Origin of the sequence: Phytobacter sp. V69 (assembly GCF_965644215.1) — a bacterium.
In the GTDB taxonomy this organism is placed as follows: domain Bacteria; phylum Pseudomonadota; class Gammaproteobacteria; order Enterobacterales; family Enterobacteriaceae; genus Phytobacter.
Genome location: NZ_CBFFRL010000094.1, coordinates 1 through 18,428 on the forward strand (window position 1 = coordinate 1; position 18,428 = coordinate 18,428).

The following is an 18,428-nucleotide window of genomic DNA, read 5'->3' on the forward strand; positions in this document are numbered from 1 at the left end:
AGACTCTCAGAGTCTGGACTGAGTACGCCCCTATGGGGCGTTATCAATGCCACCTGCTATGCAGGTGGTTTTTTACGTTCATCAGAACAGTTCGTGAGTCTCACCGTTGTCGATAATGGTGGTCCCCACTTCGTGCACGGCCTGCTGAGTGGGCTGCGTTCCGTCAATAAAGTATTCCTGACGGCTGCTGCCTCCACTTGCCAGTTGGCCCGTACTCCGGTCGATATTCACCGTCACCACGCCAGGCGGCGGGGTCAGCGGCTGTTCCGGTACGCCATTGAGGACAACCTGCATGTACGCATCCCATGCCGGTTGCGCACTCTTCGCACCGCCTTCGTAACCCGATATCTGGTCTTTGATAGCACCCGATGCCGAAGTGCGTCCCAGATCGCGACGGTGGTCATCGAAACCGATCCACACGGAGGTCACTACGCCCGGACCATAACCGGAGAACCAGGCATCTTTCGAGCTGTTGGTGGTCCCGGTTTTGCCGCCGATGTCGTTACGTTTGAGGTCACGACCCGCGCGCCAGCCTGTGCCCTGCCAGCCGGGCTCGCCGAAGATGTTACTGTTCAGCGCGCTCTTAATTAAGAACGACAGCGGAGTGCTGATCACGTGCGGTGCATATTCCTGACCGCCGCTTTTCGCCACCAGATCCTGATTAGCCTGTTCCAGCTGTGGCATCGGTACGGAAGCATTTTGCTGCTCCTGAGAGATAGCCACGTTTTCCATATCTTTGTTTTCCAGCACGTCTGACTTCGGCGTATCTCCGTAAATGACCGGGATATTGCAGTCCGCGCAGGCCACTTTCGGCTTGTTCTCGAACAGGACATTACCCTGATCGTTTTCGATTTTGGTGATGAAGTACGGATCGATCAGGAAGCCGCCGTTCGCCATGACGGAATAGCCACGGGCGACCTGCATCGGCGTGAAGGATGCGGAACCCAGCGCCAGTGATTCAGTATGCACAATGTTCTGTGCCGGGAAGCCGAAGCGCTGTAAATATTCAGCGGCGTAATCGACACCCATTGCACGCATTGCACGCACCATCACCACGTTCTTCGACTGCCCCAGCCCCTGACGCAGGCGAATTGGCCCGGCATACTCATCTGGTGAGTTTTTCGGACGCCAGTCGGAACCTGCACCGGCATCCCAGCGGGAGATCGGCACATCGTTCAGGATACTGGCCAGCGTCAGGCCCTTGTCCATCGCTGCGGTATAAAGGAACGGTTTGATGTTAGAACCGACCTGACGCAGGGCCTGAGTGGCACGGTTAAACTTGCTCTGGTTGAAATCGAAACCACCGACCAACGCCAGTACTGCGCCATCGTGTGGGTTGATGGACACCAACGCAGAGTTAACGTCCGGCACCTGTGCCAGCCACCAGCCTTCGTTCACCATACGAACCCAAATCTGCTGGCCTGCCAGCACGACATCGGTCACTTTACGCGGCGTTGGGCCTTGTGCGGTGTCAGAGCGGTAAGGGCGCGCCCAGCGCATCCCGTCCATATGCAGCGATACGGACGTCCCGTCTCCCAGCATGGCCGTAGCTTCTTGCGCATTCGCCGCCGTTACAACAGCCGGTTCCAGCGGTCCGTAGGTTGGCAGCGCTTTAAGGGTTTCGGTGATTTTTTTGCTATCCCAGGCGCTTTCACCCGGTTTCCACAGCACGTTTGACGGGCCACGGTAACCATGGCGCATATCGTAATCCATCACGTTATTACGCACTGCATCTTGCGCCGCCAACTGTACTTTACGAGTGATGGTGGTGTAAACGCGATAGCCGTCTTCATACGCTTTATCGCCGTAGCGATTCACCAGATCCTGACGCACCATTTCTGACAGGTATGGCGCAGAGAAGGCAATTTCAGGCGCATGATAATTCGCATCAATGGCTTCGCCACGGGCCTGAACGTACTGCGTCTGGCTGATGTAGCCTTCGCTCAGCATACGTGCCAGCACCACATTACGGCGGGCCGTTGCGCGATCGAGCGAATAGAGCGGGTTAAACGTGGACGGTGCTTTTGGTAGCCCGGCAATCACCGCCATTTCAATCAGGGTGAGCTGGTCGACGGTTTTACCGAAGTAGACCTGTGCCGCCGCACCCACGCCATAAGCGCGGTAACCGAGATAAATCTTGTTGAGATAAAGCTCGAGGATCTCGTCTTTATTCAGCAACTGCTCGATGCGGATAGCCAGGAACACTTCCTTGATTTTACGCATCAGCGTGCGTTCCGGGCTCAGGAAGAAGTTACGTGCAAGCTGCTGCGTAATGGTACTGGCACCCTGCGAGGCGTGACCAGAGAACAACGCAACGCTGGCGGCACGGAAAATCCCCACCGGATCCACACCATGGTGCTCATAAAAGCGGCTGTCTTCCGTGGCAACAAACGCTTTCACCATTTCTGGCGGGATCTGATTCAGAGTCAGCGGAATACGACGTTTTTCGCCGTACTGCGCAATCAATTCGCCATCGGCGCTATAGACCTGCATCGGGATTTGCAGTCGCACGTCTTTCAGCGTGGCGACGTCAGGTAGCTGCGGCTCAATGAATTTGTACAAACCATAAATCGAGCCTGCTCCCAGCAGAATGCAACACACTGCAAGGATCAATAAATACTTTACGAACTTCACCGGAGGATTCCCATTTAGTTTCATTTGGGCAGTTTATAAACAACCGCGCGGTAGTATAAATGCAAGCCTGATTCATTGATATAGCCGTCATCTTTCCCGGCGATAAGGAGGTCGCGATTTATGGCATTCGGGCACTGGCAGATTGGACTGCATATTCAGCAAGATAGCGTTTTCAGCGTTGCGTTAACCGCTGGTCGGGCGGGGTGGGCGCTACGTCGGTGGTGGCACATCCCGTTACCATTGGGCACAGTTGAAAACGGGCAGCTAAAAGCCCCACAACAGCTACTTACCACGCTTTTACCGTGGCGCAAATCGCTACCGCAGCGCCTCCGGGTGCGGCTGGCATTTCCGTCTGCGCGTACCTTGCAGCGTAAGCTCCCGCGTCCGGCATTGACCCTACGGGAAAACGAGCTGGCAAGCTGGGTTTCTCAGGCAATGGCGCGTGAGCTTGAAATGACGGCGGCGGATTTGCGTTTCGACTACACCGAAGATTCGCTGGAGCAGGCCTACAGCGTGACGGCGGCGCAGCATAAAGATGTGGCGACATTGCTGGAACTGGCGTCGTCCCTGCATCTCAATCTGGCCTCCCTTACCCCCGATGCCTGTGCGTTGCAGCATCTCATTCCTTTTTTGCCTTCCCCGGCTCGTTGCCTTCTCTGGGAAGACGACGCCCAATGGCTGTGGGCAAGCCGCACCGGATGGGGGCGTCGGTCGCGCGAGGATCTGCCCACCGTAAACCACCTGACCGCAAGCCTGGGGCTGGAAGCCTGCGACATTGCGCTATGCACAGCGGCGGCATCCGATTTTGACCCCTGGGACGCCATCACACAGCGGCAACCGCCTCTGCCGACAAACGGCATGCGTTTTGCGGTGGCGATTGGCCTGGCATTGGGGGCGGTGCGCTAATGGAACAGATGATTAACCTGCTGCCCTGGCGACAGCAGCGGCAGCGGGCATGTCGACGTTTTTGGGGGCAATTGCTGACGTTCGGTGCGGGCACCGGTGTACTGTTCATCGTGATACTTCATGTTATGGTCGCTCAGGACAGACGGGTCGCCACGCTCTGGCAACAATCCAACGTGCAGATGCTGTCAGCGCTGGCGGCAAAGCAGCCGCACTTCCTGGCGTTGCACCAGCGCTGGCTAAAGCAGCAGGCCAGGGCGCAGCGGCAGCAAAACACCCGCGACTGGCAGCAGCGGCTGGTTGAACTGGCGCAGAAAATGCCCGAAAACGCCTGGCTTACGCAGATGCAGTTTCAGCAAGGGCTGCTCAGTGTGTCTGGCCTGGCCAGAACGTTCCAGTCCTTAAGCACGCTGGAGCGGGCGCTGGAAACGACAGACGGTTTTCGACTTCACCAAACAGGCGCGACCGAGCGGGATGCCCAGGGGCGCTGGCAGTTTCACTATCAGCTTAAAAAGGAAGACGAGCATGCCGCGCAGCCTTGATGTCTGGTACGCGCTTTCGCCTGCGGCGAGAGCGGGATACGGGTTGCTGCTTATGGTGAGTCTGATGCTTCTGCTTTGGTGGTGGCAGATAAAACCCATCATGCGCGAACCAACAATATGGCAGCAGCAGCGCCTTGCGCAGCAGGCGGCATTGCAGGTCAGTTGGCGGGACATCCTGTCCCTTAAGCCACCGGAAATGCCGCTTACCGCATCGAATGCACCAAAGACCTTTTCGCCGCTGGATGTTCATTCTCGCGAGGCGCGGCTGATTCGCTGGCATCCCGCTCAGAGGGGGGGGAGAGATGGTGCTGGAGGCGCAGTGGGCGTCCATCCCTCAAACGTTTTCGTGGCTTGCCGAGCGCCAGATGCTCACGCCAGCCTTTTCCATCACCGTAGAGGAAAACGCGTTGCGTTTTGCACTGCAACTGGAGAGCGATGATGGCGGCTAAACGCATGGCTGCGGCAGGTTTGCTGGTACTGGTGCTGGCGGGGATGCGCGACCCTTTCCAGCCGCCCTCCGATCGCTGTATGGCCAGCCAACTTAGCCTTTGGCGCTATCAGGGCATGGTGGCAATGGCTGATGCAGCAACCGGCATTGTGCGCAATCCCGCCGGGAAATGGCGGCGCGTGCAGGTGGGAGAGACGCTTCCAGGCGGCTGGCGTGTGGTGGATTTTAATAAAGAAGAGATGCACATCGCGACAGGGGAAGGATGTGAACCTGAGCGCTGGCACTGGAAACGAGAAGGATCTCAGCATGAAAAAAGTATTCGCGGCAGCGCTGTGCCTGAGTAGCGTCCTGGCACATGCGGCAACGCCCGCCCCCGTGACATTAATGGTGGATGATGTCCCCGTCGCCCAGGTTTTACAGGCGCTCGTCGAGCAGGAAAAACACAACCTGGTTATCTCGCCGGACGTCAGCGGGACGCTCTCCTTACATCTGGTAGATGTTCCCTGGAAACAGGCATTAAACACCGTGATTTCCAGCGCCGGGCTGACGCTGTGCAGCGAAGGCAACATCTTATATTTGCATTCCGCAGGCTGGCAGCAACAGCAGTACGACGCGCGTGAGGCGGCACTGGAAAAGCAAAAACAGAGCCTGCCGCTGGAAGAACGTAGCCTGACGCTGCGCTACGCACAGGCCAGCGAACTGGCAAAGGCCGGAGAAAAACTCCTTGGGCCGAAGGGAACCATCACGGTAGACACGCGCCTTAATCGACTCGTTGTTCGTGACCATAAGGCGGTGCTTAACGCGCTGGAAAAGTGGGTCGCGCAGATGGATTTACCCATAGAGCAGGTTGAACTGGCGGCACACATCGTCACTATAAATGAAAAGAGTTTGCGTGAGCTTGGAGTTAAATGGGGGCTGGGAGAGGCGACAAAACCTGGCAAACGTGGCCATGTATCGTCACTTTCCAGCGATTTGTCGGTAGACAGTGCCAGTACCCGGGTTGGTTTTAACATTGGCAGTATTAACGGACGGCTGCTGGATATTGAATTGTCCGCGCTGGAACAAAAGCAGCAGTTGGAAATCATCGCCAGCCCGCGCTTACTGGCCTCCCACATGCAGCCCGCCAGCATTAAGCAAGGCAGTGAAATCCCCTATCAGGTGTCCAGCGGGGAAAGCGGTGCGACCTCGGTGGAATTTAAAGAAGCGGTACTGGGTATGGAAGTGACGCCCACCGTGCTACCCGACAGCCGTGTGCGGCTCAAATTGCGTATTACCCAGAACGTGCCGGGCCAGGTGCTCCAGCAGGCTGATGGAGAGGTACTGGCGATTGATAAACAGGAGATTGAAACCCAGGTCGAGATAAAAAGCGGCGATACCCTGGCGCTGGGCGGTATTTTCTCGCAAAAGAACAAGCTCGGTTCCGACAGTGTACCAATTTTAGGGGGGATACCCTGGCTTGGTCGGCTATTTCGTCATGATGGTAAAGACAATGAGCGCCGTGAACTGGTGGTCTTTATTACACCACGGCTGGTCCCCGTTCGTTGATCGAAACATATTCTGCATCGCTTTTTCTGCCTAACTCGCTACAGGTGTTTGACGTGAGAGATGATTTAGCTTACAAGGAGTACCGATTTGAGCGTCAGCAATCTCCGTCTTACCATAAGTCGTGTTAACGTCTGGTTGGCGATTTATTCAGTTGCCAAACCAGTCTCAGTACTGAGATAATTTTTGGTCTGACTCTCGCACTATCGCATAAGAGGTTTCAGTTCATGTCCGGCTTCGCACGGTGTCAACGGAGCGGATTTATCATCAACGAATAGTCTTAGTAGTACCGAAAAAATGGCAGAGAAACGCAATATCTTTCTGGTTGGGCCTATGGGTGCCGGCAAAAGCACTATTGGGCGTCAGTTAGCTCAACAACTCAATATGGAATTTTACGATTCTGATCAAGAGATTGAGAAACGAACCGGAGCTGATGTGGGCTGGGTCTTCGATGTAGAAGGTGAAGAAGGTTTCCGCGATCGCGAAGAAAAAATCATCAACGAGCTAACGGAAAAACAGGGCATTGTTCTGGCTACCGGTGGTGGCTCTGTGAAGTCTCGCGAAACCCGTAATCGTCTCTCCGCCCGTGGCGTAGTGGTTTATCTGGAAACCACTATCGAGAAACAGCTGGCTCGTACTCAACGTGACAAAAAACGTCCGCTTTTACAGGTGGAAACGCCGCCGCGTGAAGTGCTGGAAGCACTGGCTGATGAACGCAATCCTCTGTATGAAGAGATTGCCGACGTTACCATTCGCACTGACGATCAGAGCGCGAAAGTCGTCGCAAACCAGATTATTCACATGCTGGAAAGCAACTAATTCTGGCGTAATACACAGGCCTGCGGGTTTAAGCAAATAAGGTGGATGTCGCGTCATGGAGAGGATCACAGTCACTCTCGGGGAACGTAGTTACCCTATCACCATCGCGGCTGGTTTGTTCGACGATCCAGCTTCTTTCTCGCCCCTGAAATCCGGTGACCAGGTCATGCTGGTCACTAACGAAACGCTGGCTCCACTCTATCTCGACAAGATCCGCCATGTCCTTGAAACGGCCGGTATCAAAGTCGATAGCGTGGTTCTACCGGACGGCGAACAGTATAAAAGCCTGACGGTACTGGACACGGTCTTCACTGCGCTTTTGCAAAAACCTCACGGCCGGGACACAACGCTTGTTGCGTTGGGCGGCGGTGTGGTGGGCGATCTGACCGGTTTTGCCGCTGCCAGCTACCAGCGTGGCGTGCGTTTTATTCAGGTTCCCACCACATTGCTTTCGCAGGTCGACTCGTCGGTTGGCGGCAAAACAGCGGTAAACCATCCCCTTGGCAAAAACATGATTGGCGCGTTCTACCAGCCGGCCTCGGTGGTGGTTGATCTCGACTGTCTGAAAACACTGCCTGCGCGTGAACTCTCCTCTGGTCTCGCCGAGGTGATCAAATACGGCGTCATCCTTGATGGCGCATTTTTTGACTGGCTTGAGCAGAATCTGGATGCGCTGTTGCGTCTGGACGGCCCGGCAATGGCGTACTGTATTCGCCGTTGTTGTGAGCTGAAAGCCGAAGTTGTGGCGGCTGACGAGCGGGAAATGGGCTTACGTGCTTTACTGAATCTGGGACATACCTTTGGCCATGCCATTGAAGCCGAAATGGGTTACGGCAACTGGTTGCATGGTGAAGCTGTCGCGGCCGGTATGGTCATGGCCGCGCGCGCATCTGAGCGCCTGGGGCAGTTCAGTAAAGACGATACCCAACGCATTATTACCCTGCTTGAGCGTGCAGGTCTGCCGGTTCATGGACCGAAAGAAATGACCGCACAGGCGTATATCCCGCACATGCTGCGTGACAAGAAAGTTTTGGCCGGCGAGCTGCGTTTAGTGCTCCCGCTGGCAATAGGGAAAAGCGAAGTGCGTGGCGGAGTGTCACAAGACGTTGTACTTGGCGCTATTGCTGATTGTCAGCAGGCGTAATTTATTAGAAAGGTCTTGCTGCGCGTGCGTGGCGTTTAACTTCGGGCGAATGCAATTGTGGTTGGCATGAGCCTTTGAGTGGGGTGTTAAATGGATGAATTCAAACCAGAAGACGAGCTGAAACCCGATCCCAGCGATCGTCGTACTGGTCGTTCTCGTCAATCTTCTGAACGTGTTGATGAGCCGCAGATCAATTTTGATGATGTTGAACTTGATGCTGACGATCGTCGCCCTTCAAGAACACGTAAGGCGCGCGATGAACGCGACGAACGTGAAGAACACGCAGAAGAAGATTATGAAGCGGAAGAAGACTCACTGGACGAGGAACGCGTAGAGCGTCGCCCACGTAAGCGTAAAAAAGCCGCCGCAAAACCTGCTTCACGCCAGTACGTGATGATGGGTGTTGGTGTTCTGGTTCTGCTGCTGCTGATTGTCGGCATCGGTTCCGCGTTAAAAGCCCCTTCCAGTAATAGCACGGCTGCGCAGGGTGAACCTGCCAGCAAAAACATCGACCTTTCGGGGAACGGTGGCGCTGCCGATCAGGCGAATGCCACTCAGCCTGCGCCAGGCACTACCTCTGCTCAGCAAACGGCAGGGGCCGCGCAGCCGACGACAGGTAATGCATCGCAGGATATTTCCCTGCCGCCAATCTCCTCAACGCCTTCGCAAAGCCAGGCACCTGCAACCACAGGTACCCAGCAGCGTCTTGAGGTGCAGGGTGATTTGAACTCCGCGCTTACGTCGCCGCAAAACCAGGCGCAGATTAACAACGCCGTGGCAAACAGCACCCTGCCGACGGAGCCTGCAACGGTTGCGCCAGTGCGCAACGGTGGCGGTAATGCGGCTCATACCGCGGCAACTGCAGAAAACCATACGGCAACGACTCGCCCTGAACGCAAACAAATGGTCATCGAGCCGAAACCGCAGCAGATTAAACCGCCGGTAATTAAGGCAGAGCCTAAACCGGTTGCTCAGGCACCAGTAGCACAGCCGAAAGTTGTGGCTTCTGAGCCGGTTAAAGCGCCGACCGTGACAGCAACGCCGCCAAAAGCGACGACCAGCACCACTGCACCGGCAGCCACTGCGGCACCAGCGGTGGGTACGAGCGTGGCGACAGGCAACGTGGGTTCACTGAAATCTGCGCCGGCCAGCCATTACACGCTGCAACTGAGCAGTTCATCGAATTACAACAACCTGAACACCTGGGCCAAAAAGGAAAATCTGAAAAACTTTGTGGTTTATCAGACAACGCGTAATGGCCAGCCGTGGTATGTACTGGTGAGTGGTGTGTATGCGACTAAGGAAGACGCAAAACGCGCTGTTGCGGCACTGCCATCAGATGTTCAGGCGAAAAACCCGTGGGCCAAGCCTATTCACCAGGTTCAGGCCGACCTGAAATAATTTCACGCCACAACATCATTCAGGCAGGCCACCCAGGCCTTGCCTGAATGATAACGTGTATAAAGCGCAGGATGCTGTCGGAGCTGTCTCCACAGCCGGAGAGAGTGTAATCAATCATCCAGCATGAAAAAAAATCGCGCTTTTCTGAAATGGGCAGGGGGTAAATATCCTCTGCTTGCCGATATTGAACGACATTTGCCGAAAGGCGAATGCCTGATCGAACCCTTCGTTGGTGCTGGCTCGGTATTCCTCAATACTTCATTTTCCCGTTACATTCTTGCGGATATCAATAGCGACCTGATTGGCCTCTATAGCATCGTTAAAGACCGTGCTGATGAGTATGTTCACGGGGCGCGGGAGCTCTTTACGCCTGCGACGAACCAGTCTGAAACCTATTATCAACTGCGTGCTGAGTTTAACCAGAGTCAGGATTCGTTCCGGCGTGCGCTGTTGTTTTTATATCTGAACCGTCATGGCTATAACGGCCTGTGTCGTTACAATTTGCGCGGCGAGTTTAACGTCCCGTTTGGTCGCTACAAAAAGCCCTACTTCCCGGAAGCTGAGTTGTATCATTTCGCGGAAAAGGCGCAGAATGCCTTCTTCTATTGCGAATCCTACGCTGACAGCATGGCGCGTGCGGATGCGAATTCGGTGGTCTATTGCGATCCGCCTTATGCCCCGCTCTCAGCCACGGCGAATTTTACGGCGTACCATACGAATAGCTTTACTCTGGAGCAACAGGCCCATCTGGCGGCCATTGCCGAGAGCCTGGTGAATAACCGAATTCCGGTATTGATTTCCAACCACGACACCGCGTTAACGCGTGAGTGGTACAGCCAGGCGAAACTGCACGTAGTAAAAGTGCGGCGCAGTATCAGCAGCAACGGTGGGACGCGTAAAAAGGTAGATGAACTGCTGGCGCTGTATCGCCCGCTAATCGTCTGAGCCAGAGCGGCTTCGCCGTCGGGAATGCGTTTGTCTACACCCTGTAAAATGAATTTATATTCTTCTCAAGGAGATGCGGATGACACAGTATTTGATTGCCCCTTCGATTCTGTCGGCTGATTTTGCCCGCCTGGGTGAAGACACTGCCAGTGCGCTGGCTGCCGGTGCCGATGTGGTTCACTTCGATGTGATGGATAACCACTATGTGCCGAACCTGACCATTGGACCGATGGTACTGAAATCGCTGCGCAAATACGGCATTACCGCGCCGATTGACGTGCATCTGATGGTGAAGCCTGTCGATCGCCTGGTGCCGGATTTCGCCGCCGCTGGGGCAAGCATTATTACGTTCCATCCGGAAGCTTCTGAACATGTTGATCGTACGCTGCAACTGATCAAAGAGCAGGGGTGTAAAGCGGGTCTGGTATTCAACCCCGCCACGCCGCTGAGCTATCTGGATTATGTGATGGATAAGCTGGATGTCATTCTGCTGATGTCGGTTAACCCGGGCTTCGGCGGTCAATCCTTCATTCCGCATACCCTGGATAAACTGCGTGAAGTGCGCCGTCGTATTGATGAGTCCGGTTTTGATATTCGCCTGGAAGTGGACGGCGGTGTTAAGGTCAGCAATATCGCTGAGATCGCCGCCGCAGGTGCGGATATGTTTGTTGCAGGTTCGGCGATTTTCGACCAACCGGACTACAAAAAAGTCATTGATGAAATGCGCAGTGAACTGGCAAAGGTAAGTCATGGATAAAATGCAGGCAATTCGTGGGGTAGCTTTTGACCTCGACGGGACGCTGGTAGACAGCGCACCGGGGCTGACGGCAGCGGTAGATAACGCATTGTATGCGCTGGAACTCCCGCAGGCGGGTGAAGCGCGCGTCATCACCTGGATTGGCAATGGCGCGGATGTGCTGATGTCGCGGGCATTGACCTGGTCGCTACAGGAGCGTAATTCGCAGCGTGTCGCGTCCGGTAAACCGGCGATCAGCCACGCTGATATCCCGCAGGAAGAACAGGCTGTCATGCTGCGTAAGCTGTTCGACCGCTATTACGCTGAGTCGGTGGAAGAGGGCAGTTTCCTGTTCCCTGATGTTGCCCATACGCTGGCTGCTCTGCACGAAAAAGGTTTCCCGATGGCGCTGGTGACCAACAAGCCGACGCCATTTGTTGCCCCGCTCCTTGAAGCACTGGGCATCGCGCCATATTTCAGCGTGGTCATCGGCGGTGACGACGTGAAAAACAAAAAGCCTCACCCGGAACCGCTGCTGCTGGTGGCGGATAAGCTGGGTCTGGCACCCAATGAATTGCTGTTCGTTGGCGACTCGCGTAATGACATTCTCGCCGCCCAGGCCGCGGGCTGTTGCTCCGTAGGCCTGACCTATGGTTACAATTACGGCGAAGCCATTACCTTGAGTGAGCCGGACTACGTGTACGACCGCTTTAACGAACTACTGCCCGCACTCGGGCTCCCGCACAGTGAAAATCAGGACGTGAAAAATGACTAAACCCATCGTATTTAGTGGCGCACAGCCCTCAGGTGAATTGACCATTGGGAACTACATGGGTGCGTTGCGTCAGTGGGTGAACATGCAGGATGACTACGACTGCATCTATTGCATCGTTGACCTGCATGCCATTACCGCGCGTCAGGATCCTGAAAAGCTGCGTAAAGCCACTCTGGATACTCTGGCGCTCTATCTGGCATGCGGTATCGATCCTGAAAAAAGCACCATCTTCGTTCAGTCTCATGCGCCGGAACATGCGCAGCTGGGCTGGGCGCTGAACTGCTACACCTATTTCGGCGAACTGAGCCGTATGACCCAGTTCAAAGACAAATCAGCCCGTTATTCCGAGAACATCAACGCCGGTCTGTTCGATTATCCGGTACTGATGGCCGCGGATATCCTGCTGTATCAGACCAACCAGGTTCCGGTCGGTGAAGACCAGAAACAGCATCTGGAGCTGAGCCGCGATATTGCCCAGCGCTTTAACGCCATCTACGGTGATGTCTTTAAAGTGCCTGAGCCGTTTATTCCGAAGTCTGGCGCGCGCGTCATGTCGCTGCTGGAACCGACGAAGAAAATGTCCAAGTCTGACGATAACCGCAACAACGTTATCGGCCTGCTGGAAGACCCGAAATCGGTCGTGAAGAAAATCAAACGTGCGATGACCGACGGTGACGAGCCGCCAGTCGTGCGTTACGACATCCAGAACAAAGCGGGCGTGTCTAACCTGCTGGATATCCTCTCTGCCGTCACCGGCAAGAGCATTCCGGAGCTGGAGCAGCACTTCGAAGGCAAAATGTACGGCCACCTGAAAGGCGAAGTGGCTGAAGCCGTGTCCGGCATGCTGACTGAGCTGCAGGAGCGTTATCATCGCTACCGCAACGACGAAGCCTTCTTGCAGAAGATCATGAAAGAGGGTGCCCAGAAGGCCAGCGCACGCGCGTCTGAAACGCTGAAAAAAGTCTACGAAGCGATTGGGTTTGTGGCGAAACCGTAGGTAAAAGCAAAATGGCAACCTAGGTTGCCATTTTTAGTCTGTGCGCCCTCTCCCGTGAGAGAGGAATGGGGTGAGAGCATCAGGCAGTAATAGTCCTGGTTTTTGCTAGAACCATTTCAGCTTATCGCGCAGGCCCACGACGCGTCCAACGATGATCAGCGCCGGGCTTTCAACCTGCCGGGCGAGTTCGCCCAGCTCCGTCAGCAAGCCGCTGACCACGCGCTGTTTCACCGAGGTGCCATTTTCCACCAGCGCCACCGGCATATCGACTTGCATCCCGTGCTCCAGCAGTTTCTCCTGAATGGTGGCCGCCTGATTTAGCCCCATATAGAACACCAGCGTCTGTTTCTCTGCCGCCAGATTGGCCCAGTCCAGCTCGCCGCCGGTTTTCAGATGCCCCGTCACCAGACGTACGCTTTGTGCGTAATCGCGGTGGGTTAACGGAATGCCGGAATAAGCAGAACAGCCGGATGCGGCGGTAATGCCCGGCACGACCGAGAATGGGATGCCCGCGTGACACAGGGTCTCCAGCTCTTCACCGCCGCGCCCAAAGATAAATGGATCGCCGCCTTTCAGACGCACAACACGTTTGCCCTGTTGCGCTTCACGCAGCAGGATCTGGTTAATCTCTTCTTGCGGCACGCAGTGATAGCCCGCGCGTTTACCAACAAATACGCGGTCCGCATCGCGGCGTACCAGATTCATGATTTCATCAGAGACCAGGCGGTCATAGACCACCACATCGGCCTGCTGAATTTGTTGCAAGCCTTTCAGGGTCAACAAACCCGGATCGCCGGGACCGGCTCCCACCAGCACCACTTCACCACGATGGTCCAGCGGCTCGGCAATCAATTGTTCAGTAATGACTTCAACGGCGGGAGCATCCTGGTTCGCCAGCGACTGTGCAAGACGGTCATTGACGAACAATTTTTCCCAGAAACGACGGCGTTCGGCGACGGTAGCAAAGTGGTCTTTGACACGGCGACGCAGTTTGCCTGCATAGCTGGCGACGTGCCCGAGGTGTTGAGGCAGGACTGATTCCAGCTTCTCGCGCAGCAGGCGCGCCAGCACCGGGGAGGTGCCGCCAGAGGAGACCGCCACCATCAGCGGCGAGCGGTCGATAATTGACGGCATGATAAAGCTCGCCTGTTTCGGCGCGTATACCACATTACAAAAGATTCGGTGGGATTCCGCCGCATCGCTGACCTGTTGGTTAACGGTTTCATCATCGGTGGCGGCGATAACCAGCCAGCAAGGATCGAGCAGGCGCTCATCGAAACCGCCTTCCACCAGCGTTAGCATCCCTTCGTTCGCCCACGCATGAAACTGGGGAATGAAGGTGAGTGAGTTAACGGTAAGCCGGGCACCCGCATCCATTAAAAGTCGGGCTTTACGTTCTGCGACATCCCCACCGCCTACCAGCAGGCAGTCGCGGTCGCGTAGTTGACAAAAAATGGGTAAATGGTCCACGACATCACCTCAAATACACGTCATTCTTCGCGCCGCAGGTGCATTGGCTGCCTGCAACACGAATTATTCGTGTCTTTATTAATTGGTTGTTATTGGTTGGCTCTTCGCTGTCTTCTCTACGGAAGGACGCTCGGCTTTCGGCGTAGCATACCAGTAACCCAGACCCATAAACACGGCGCCGGAGAAAGTATTGCCGAGGGTTACCCACAACAGGTTATGACCAATGCCAGAGAGGGTATACGCCTCGCTGTGGTGACCGAACCAGGAGAGGGCAAACAGCGTCATATTGGCAACGGAGTGCTCGTAGCCGGAAGCGATAAACGCCAGCAGGCACCACCAGATGGCGAGGAATTTCGCTGCACCATCAGTACGAATTGCCATCCAGATTGCCAGACAAACCAGCCAGTTACACAGTGCACCTTTAAAGAACAGGACGCCCGCAGGTGCGTTGGTTTTTGCCAGCGCAACGGTATGCACGAGACTGGTATCCAGCGGCAGTAAGCTACCGCCACCCCAGTTATAAAGAAGTGCAACCAGTACGGAACCCAGCAGGTTACCCAACCAGGTTTGCGGCAGAATGGCCCACATCTGACCGTGGCTGATGGTGCCCGCTTTCACACCCAACGTCAGGAACATGGTATGACCGGTAAAGAGTTCCGAACCGGCGATGATCACCAGTGTTAACGCGATGCCGAAAGTGGCACTCATCACCAGCGGACGCACGGAGGGATCGAGTAAATTACCGAGGGTAAAAATCAGGATAATGGCCAGGCCTACATAGGCACCCGCCATGGCAGAACTGATCCAGAATGCGAGTGGATTATTTGTCGAGAGGCGTGAAATGCGCGCAGCGTTAGCCGCACACTTATTAATAGTGTCTGTAAACATAGTGTTGATTACCCTTTAACACGTCATCCTTTGCGCTGCCTCTTTGTTGGCTGCCTTCACTCCCCCCAGTCACATCGTTCACTATGCTCCTGGGGAATCGTTCAGTTGCCGCCGCGACGCAGCACAAATGATGTTGTGTAAATAATGAAAAGTTAAAATTAAAAACAAATAAAAATTACGAGTTCAATAAGCAACTACGGTATGGGTGAATCCCATGAATGGGGGCATTGCACCCCCACTGGAAAATTACGCTTTAAGTTGTACTACGCCGTCTTTTACCCGTGCGTCGAAATGGTCGACAGAGCGGCTTTCATCTTCAAGGCACATCCCGTCACGCAGGCGGAAGCGCTGTTTTTTCAGCGGGCTGGCGACCCACAGCTCACCGTTGTGCTCGGCAATCAGGCCACGAGACAGCACGCTGGCCTGGAAGAACGGGTCGATATTGCTGATGGCAAAAACCTGTTCATCGTGACGGGGGCGGAAAATCGCCACCTGCTTGCCATTCAGCAAGGCGCAGACGCCGGTTGCCGGGATGATGTCATCGATTTTGCAGATAGTGTTCCACTGGCTCATACGGTTTCCTCCAGCATTTTGACCGGGATGCGTTCATACGGTGTGGCCGGTCGGTGTTGCTCGCGTTCAGCCACAATCTGAACGTTCGGGTCGCGTTTATCGCTGTTGATAAAGTGTTTGAAGCGTACCTGTGCCTGCGGGTTGTTGACCGTCTCGGTCCACTCGCAGATCACGGCGTCGCGCAGGCGGGCCATTTCGGCTTCAAGCTGGTCATTCAGGCCCAGTTTGTTGTCGATGATAACGCTTTTCAGGTAATCGATGCCGCCTTCCAGGTTATCCAGCCAGGAGGCCGTACGGGTCAGTTTGTCGGCCGTGCGGATGTAGAACATCATGAAACGGTCGAGATACTTGAGCAGGGTTTCACGATCGAGGTCCGCCGACAGCAAATCAGCATGGCGTGGTTTCATCCCGCCGTTACCGCACACATACAGGTTCCAGCCTTTTTCGGTGGCGATGATGCCCACGTCTTTGCCCTGCGCTTCGGCACATTCACGGGTACAGCCGGACACGCCGAACTTCATTTTGTGCGGCGTACGAACGCCTTTGTAGCGGTTTTCCAGCTCAACGCCGAAGCCCACGCTGTCGCCTACGCCGTAGCGGCACCAGGTGGAGCCGACGCAGGTTTTTGCCATACGCAGCGCTTTGGCATACGCGTGGCCGGTTTCAAAGCCCGCTTCAACCAGCTGACGCCAGATTTCTGGCAGGTCATCTTTTTGCGCACCGAACAGGCCGATACGCTGAGAGCCGGTGATTTTGGTGTAGAGATTAAATTCGCGGGCGATACGACCCACTTCCATCAGCCCTTCCGGGGTGATTTCGCCACCCGCAGAACGCGGGATAACGGAGTAAGTGCCGTCTTTCTGGATGTTTGCCAGGAAGTTATCGTTGGTGTCCTGCAGTGGGGTGTTCTGCGGTTTCAGGATGTATTCATTCCAGCAGGAGGCCAGCAGTGAACCGACGGTCGGTTTACACACTTCACAACCGTAGCCTTTGCCGTATTTCGCCAGCAGCTCGTCGAAAGATTTAATCCCTTCGACGCGAATCAGGTGATACAGCTCCTGACGGGAATACGCAAAGTGCTCACACAGGTTATTGGTGACTTCGATACCCTGTTTCGCCAGCTCAGCGTTCAGCACCTGAGTGACCAGCGGGATACAACCGCCGCAGCCGGTACCGGCTTTGGTTTCCGCTTTCAGCGCCGCAACGGTATGGCAGCCTTGGTTGATGGCGGAAATCAGCATGCCTTTGGTGACGTCGAAGCAGGAGCAGATTTGCGCGCTGTCCGGCAGTTTATCCACGCCGATAGAGGGTTTGCCGCTTGATGCGTGGGCTGGCAGGATCAATGAATCCGGGTTCTCCGGCAGCTCGATGGCGTTCAGCACCAGTACCGCGCCGAGCAACGTTTTGTTGTCAGGGCTAACGATCAGGCGTTTGTAGACCTCTTTGCTTTCATCGAGGTAAACATAGCTGCGCGCGCCCGGCGTGCGGCTATGTGCATCGCCGATACCGCCAACGTCTACGCCCAGCAGTTTCAGCTTGGCGCTCATATCCGCACCGGCAAAGGCGTTCGCATTGCCGATAATATGGTCCACGGCGACCTGCGCCATTTTGTAACCCGGCGCAACCAGACCGTACACGTGGCTATTCCAGCTGGCACATTCGCCAATCGCGTAGATATCCGGGTCAGAGGTCTGGCAGGTGTCGTTAATCTCGATACCGCCACGCTGTGCCACATCCAGCCCACATTGGGTAGCCAGTTTGTCGCGCGGGCGAATACCGGTTGAGAAGACGATAAAATCGACTTCCAGGTCAGAGCCGTCGGCAAAGCGCATGGTCTTACGCGCGGTTGTGCCTTCCTGGACGATCTCTTTGGTATTTTTGCTGGTGTGCACGCGCACACCCATGCTTTCGATTTTGCGTTTAAGCTGTTCGCCGCCCATCTGGTCGAGCTGTTCAGCCATCAACATTGGGGCAAATTCAATAACGTGGGTTTCAACGCCGAGATTTTTCAGTGCGCCGGCCGCTTCCAGACCGAGCAGACCACCACCCACCACGGCACCAAATTTGCTGCGACGGGCGCAGGATTCGATGGCATTAAGGTCTTCAATGGTGCGGTAAACAAAACAATCCTGGGTCTCGGAGCCTTTAATCGGCGGGATCCACGGATAAGAGCCCGTTGCCATGATCAGTTTGTCATAATAGACGGTACGACCGGCGCTGGAGTGGATCACTTTCTCCTGGCGGTTGATGGTAATCGCACGTTCGCCGACGAGTACGTTCACGCCGTGCTTTTCGTAGTAACCTTCACGTACCAGCGACAGTTCTTCCGCAGTATGATGCGAGAAGTAGGAAGACAGGTGAACGCGATCGTAGGCTTTACGGGGTTCTTCACAAAAAACGGTAATATCGAACTGGCTGGCATCTGCTTTATCAAGGAGATCCTCAATAAAACGGTGGCCGACCATGCCGTTACCGATTATAGCGAGTTTGACTTTGCTCATTTTTGCCTCGATTTCTTTTTTATTACTGCCTACCTTAAGGAAGGTGCGATTTAATCGTCAATTATGAGAACATAACCCTTTCTTTGACATAGACTTTTCACGATGCCCGC

The 18,428-nt window shown here is 55.1% G+C and carries 17 protein-coding genes; 12 read left to right on the forward strand and 5 right to left on the reverse strand.

Annotation, left to right across the window (positions count from 1 at the left end):
* Positions 1 to 81: 81 nt before the first annotated feature.
* Positions 82 to 2,634 carry a peptidoglycan glycosyltransferase/peptidoglycan DD-transpeptidase MrcA gene (gene mrcA / locus ACSZPU_RS14355; RefSeq protein ID WP_498999927.1) on the reverse strand — a complete coding sequence of 851 codons (2,553 nt, stop codon included), beginning with the start codon at positions 2,632 to 2,634 and terminating at the stop codon, positions 82 to 84.
* A gap of 120 nt (positions 2,635 to 2,754) precedes the next feature.
* Between mrcA and ACSZPU_RS14360 the strand changes: the two genes are divergently transcribed.
* From ACSZPU_RS14360 to trpS, 12 genes are all read left to right on the forward strand, one after another.
* Positions 2,755 to 3,540 (forward strand): type IV pilus biogenesis protein PilM, encoded by a 786-nt coding sequence (locus ACSZPU_RS14360; protein ID WP_498999930.1) that lies wholly within the window; start codon positions 2,755 to 2,757, stop codon positions 3,538 to 3,540.
* Positions 3,540 to 4,079 carry a PilN domain-containing protein gene (locus ACSZPU_RS14365; RefSeq protein WP_498999932.1) on the forward strand — a complete coding sequence of 180 codons (540 nt, stop codon included), beginning with the start codon at positions 3,540 to 3,542 and terminating at the stop codon, positions 4,077 to 4,079. Before ACSZPU_RS14360 ends, ACSZPU_RS14365 begins: the two co-directional genes overlap by 1 nt.
* A 302-nt stretch (positions 4,080 to 4,381) precedes the next feature.
* Complete coding sequence (locus tag ACSZPU_RS14370) at positions 4,382 to 4,528, forward strand: HofO family protein (protein ID WP_498999933.1); 147 nt, start codon at positions 4,382 to 4,384, stop codon at positions 4,526 to 4,528.
* A complete protein-coding gene (locus ACSZPU_RS14375; RefSeq protein WP_498999936.1) occupies positions 4,515 to 4,871 on the forward strand; it encodes a HofP DNA utilization family protein in 357 nt (118 codons plus the stop codon). Before ACSZPU_RS14370 ends, ACSZPU_RS14375 begins: the two co-directional genes overlap by 14 nt.
* Positions 4,834 to 6,072, forward strand: a complete 1,239-nt coding sequence (gene hofQ / locus ACSZPU_RS14380) for a DNA uptake porin HofQ (protein WP_498999938.1) — start codon at positions 4,834 to 4,836, stop codon at positions 6,070 to 6,072. Before ACSZPU_RS14375 ends, hofQ begins: the two co-directional genes overlap by 38 nt.
* A gap of 294 nt (positions 6,073 to 6,366) precedes the next feature.
* The gene (gene aroK / locus ACSZPU_RS14385; RefSeq protein ID WP_035892101.1) at positions 6,367 to 6,888 is read left to right on the forward strand and encodes a shikimate kinase AroK; all 522 of its coding nucleotides are present in this window, start codon (positions 6,367 to 6,369) and stop codon (positions 6,886 to 6,888) included.
* Positions 6,889 to 6,943: 55 nt separating this feature from the next.
* Positions 6,944 to 8,032, forward strand: a complete 1,089-nt coding sequence (gene aroB, locus ACSZPU_RS14390) for a 3-dehydroquinate synthase (RefSeq protein WP_498999940.1) — start codon at positions 6,944 to 6,946, stop codon at positions 8,030 to 8,032.
* A gap of 90 nt (positions 8,033 to 8,122) precedes the next feature.
* Positions 8,123 to 9,433: a cell division protein DamX gene (gene damX / locus ACSZPU_RS14395; protein ID WP_498999943.1), complete on the forward strand. Its 1,311-nt coding sequence runs from the start codon at positions 8,123 to 8,125 to the stop codon at positions 9,431 to 9,433.
* Between the two features lie 123 nt (positions 9,434 to 9,556).
* Positions 9,557 to 10,378: an adenine-specific DNA-methyltransferase gene (dam, locus tag ACSZPU_RS14400; protein WP_498999945.1), complete on the forward strand. Its 822-nt coding sequence runs from the start codon at positions 9,557 to 9,559 to the stop codon at positions 10,376 to 10,378.
* A gap of 79 nt (positions 10,379 to 10,457) precedes the next feature.
* Entirely contained in the window at positions 10,458 to 11,135 is a 678-nt protein-coding gene (gene rpe / locus ACSZPU_RS14405; protein WP_498999948.1) for a ribulose-phosphate 3-epimerase, read from the forward strand.
* Positions 11,128 to 11,889 carry a phosphoglycolate phosphatase gene (gene gph, locus ACSZPU_RS14410; protein ID WP_498999950.1) on the forward strand — a complete coding sequence of 254 codons (762 nt, stop codon included), beginning with the start codon at positions 11,128 to 11,130 and terminating at the stop codon, positions 11,887 to 11,889. Before rpe ends, gph begins: the two co-directional genes overlap by 8 nt.
* Positions 11,882 to 12,886, forward strand: a complete 1,005-nt coding sequence (trpS, locus tag ACSZPU_RS14415; RefSeq protein ID WP_498999953.1) for a tryptophan--tRNA ligase — start codon at positions 11,882 to 11,884, stop codon at positions 12,884 to 12,886. Before gph ends, trpS begins: the two co-directional genes overlap by 8 nt.
* 105 nt (positions 12,887 to 12,991) lie before the next feature.
* Here the strand turns inward: trpS and cysG are convergent, their stop codons facing one another.
* The 4 genes from cysG to nirB form a co-directional block, all read right to left on the reverse strand.
* On the reverse strand, positions 12,992 to 14,356 hold the full coding sequence (cysG, locus tag ACSZPU_RS14420; RefSeq protein WP_498999955.1) for a siroheme synthase CysG: 1,365 nt from the start codon (positions 14,354 to 14,356) through the stop codon (positions 12,992 to 12,994).
* 78 nt (positions 14,357 to 14,434) lie between these two features.
* The gene (gene nirC / locus ACSZPU_RS14425; protein WP_498999958.1) at positions 14,435 to 15,244 is read right to left on the reverse strand and encodes a nitrite transporter NirC; all 810 of its coding nucleotides are present in this window, start codon (positions 15,242 to 15,244) and stop codon (positions 14,435 to 14,437) included.
* Between the two features lie 246 nt (positions 15,245 to 15,490).
* Positions 15,491 to 15,817, reverse strand: coding sequence for a nitrite reductase small subunit NirD (gene nirD, locus ACSZPU_RS14430; protein ID WP_498999961.1), 327 nt, complete (start codon positions 15,815 to 15,817; stop codon positions 15,491 to 15,493).
* A complete protein-coding gene (gene nirB, locus ACSZPU_RS14435; RefSeq protein WP_498999963.1) occupies positions 15,814 to 18,318 on the reverse strand; it encodes a nitrite reductase large subunit NirB in 2,505 nt (834 codons plus the stop codon). The genes nirD and nirB overlap by 4 nt, the downstream gene beginning before the upstream one ends.
* Positions 18,319 to 18,428 lie beyond the last annotated feature (110 nt).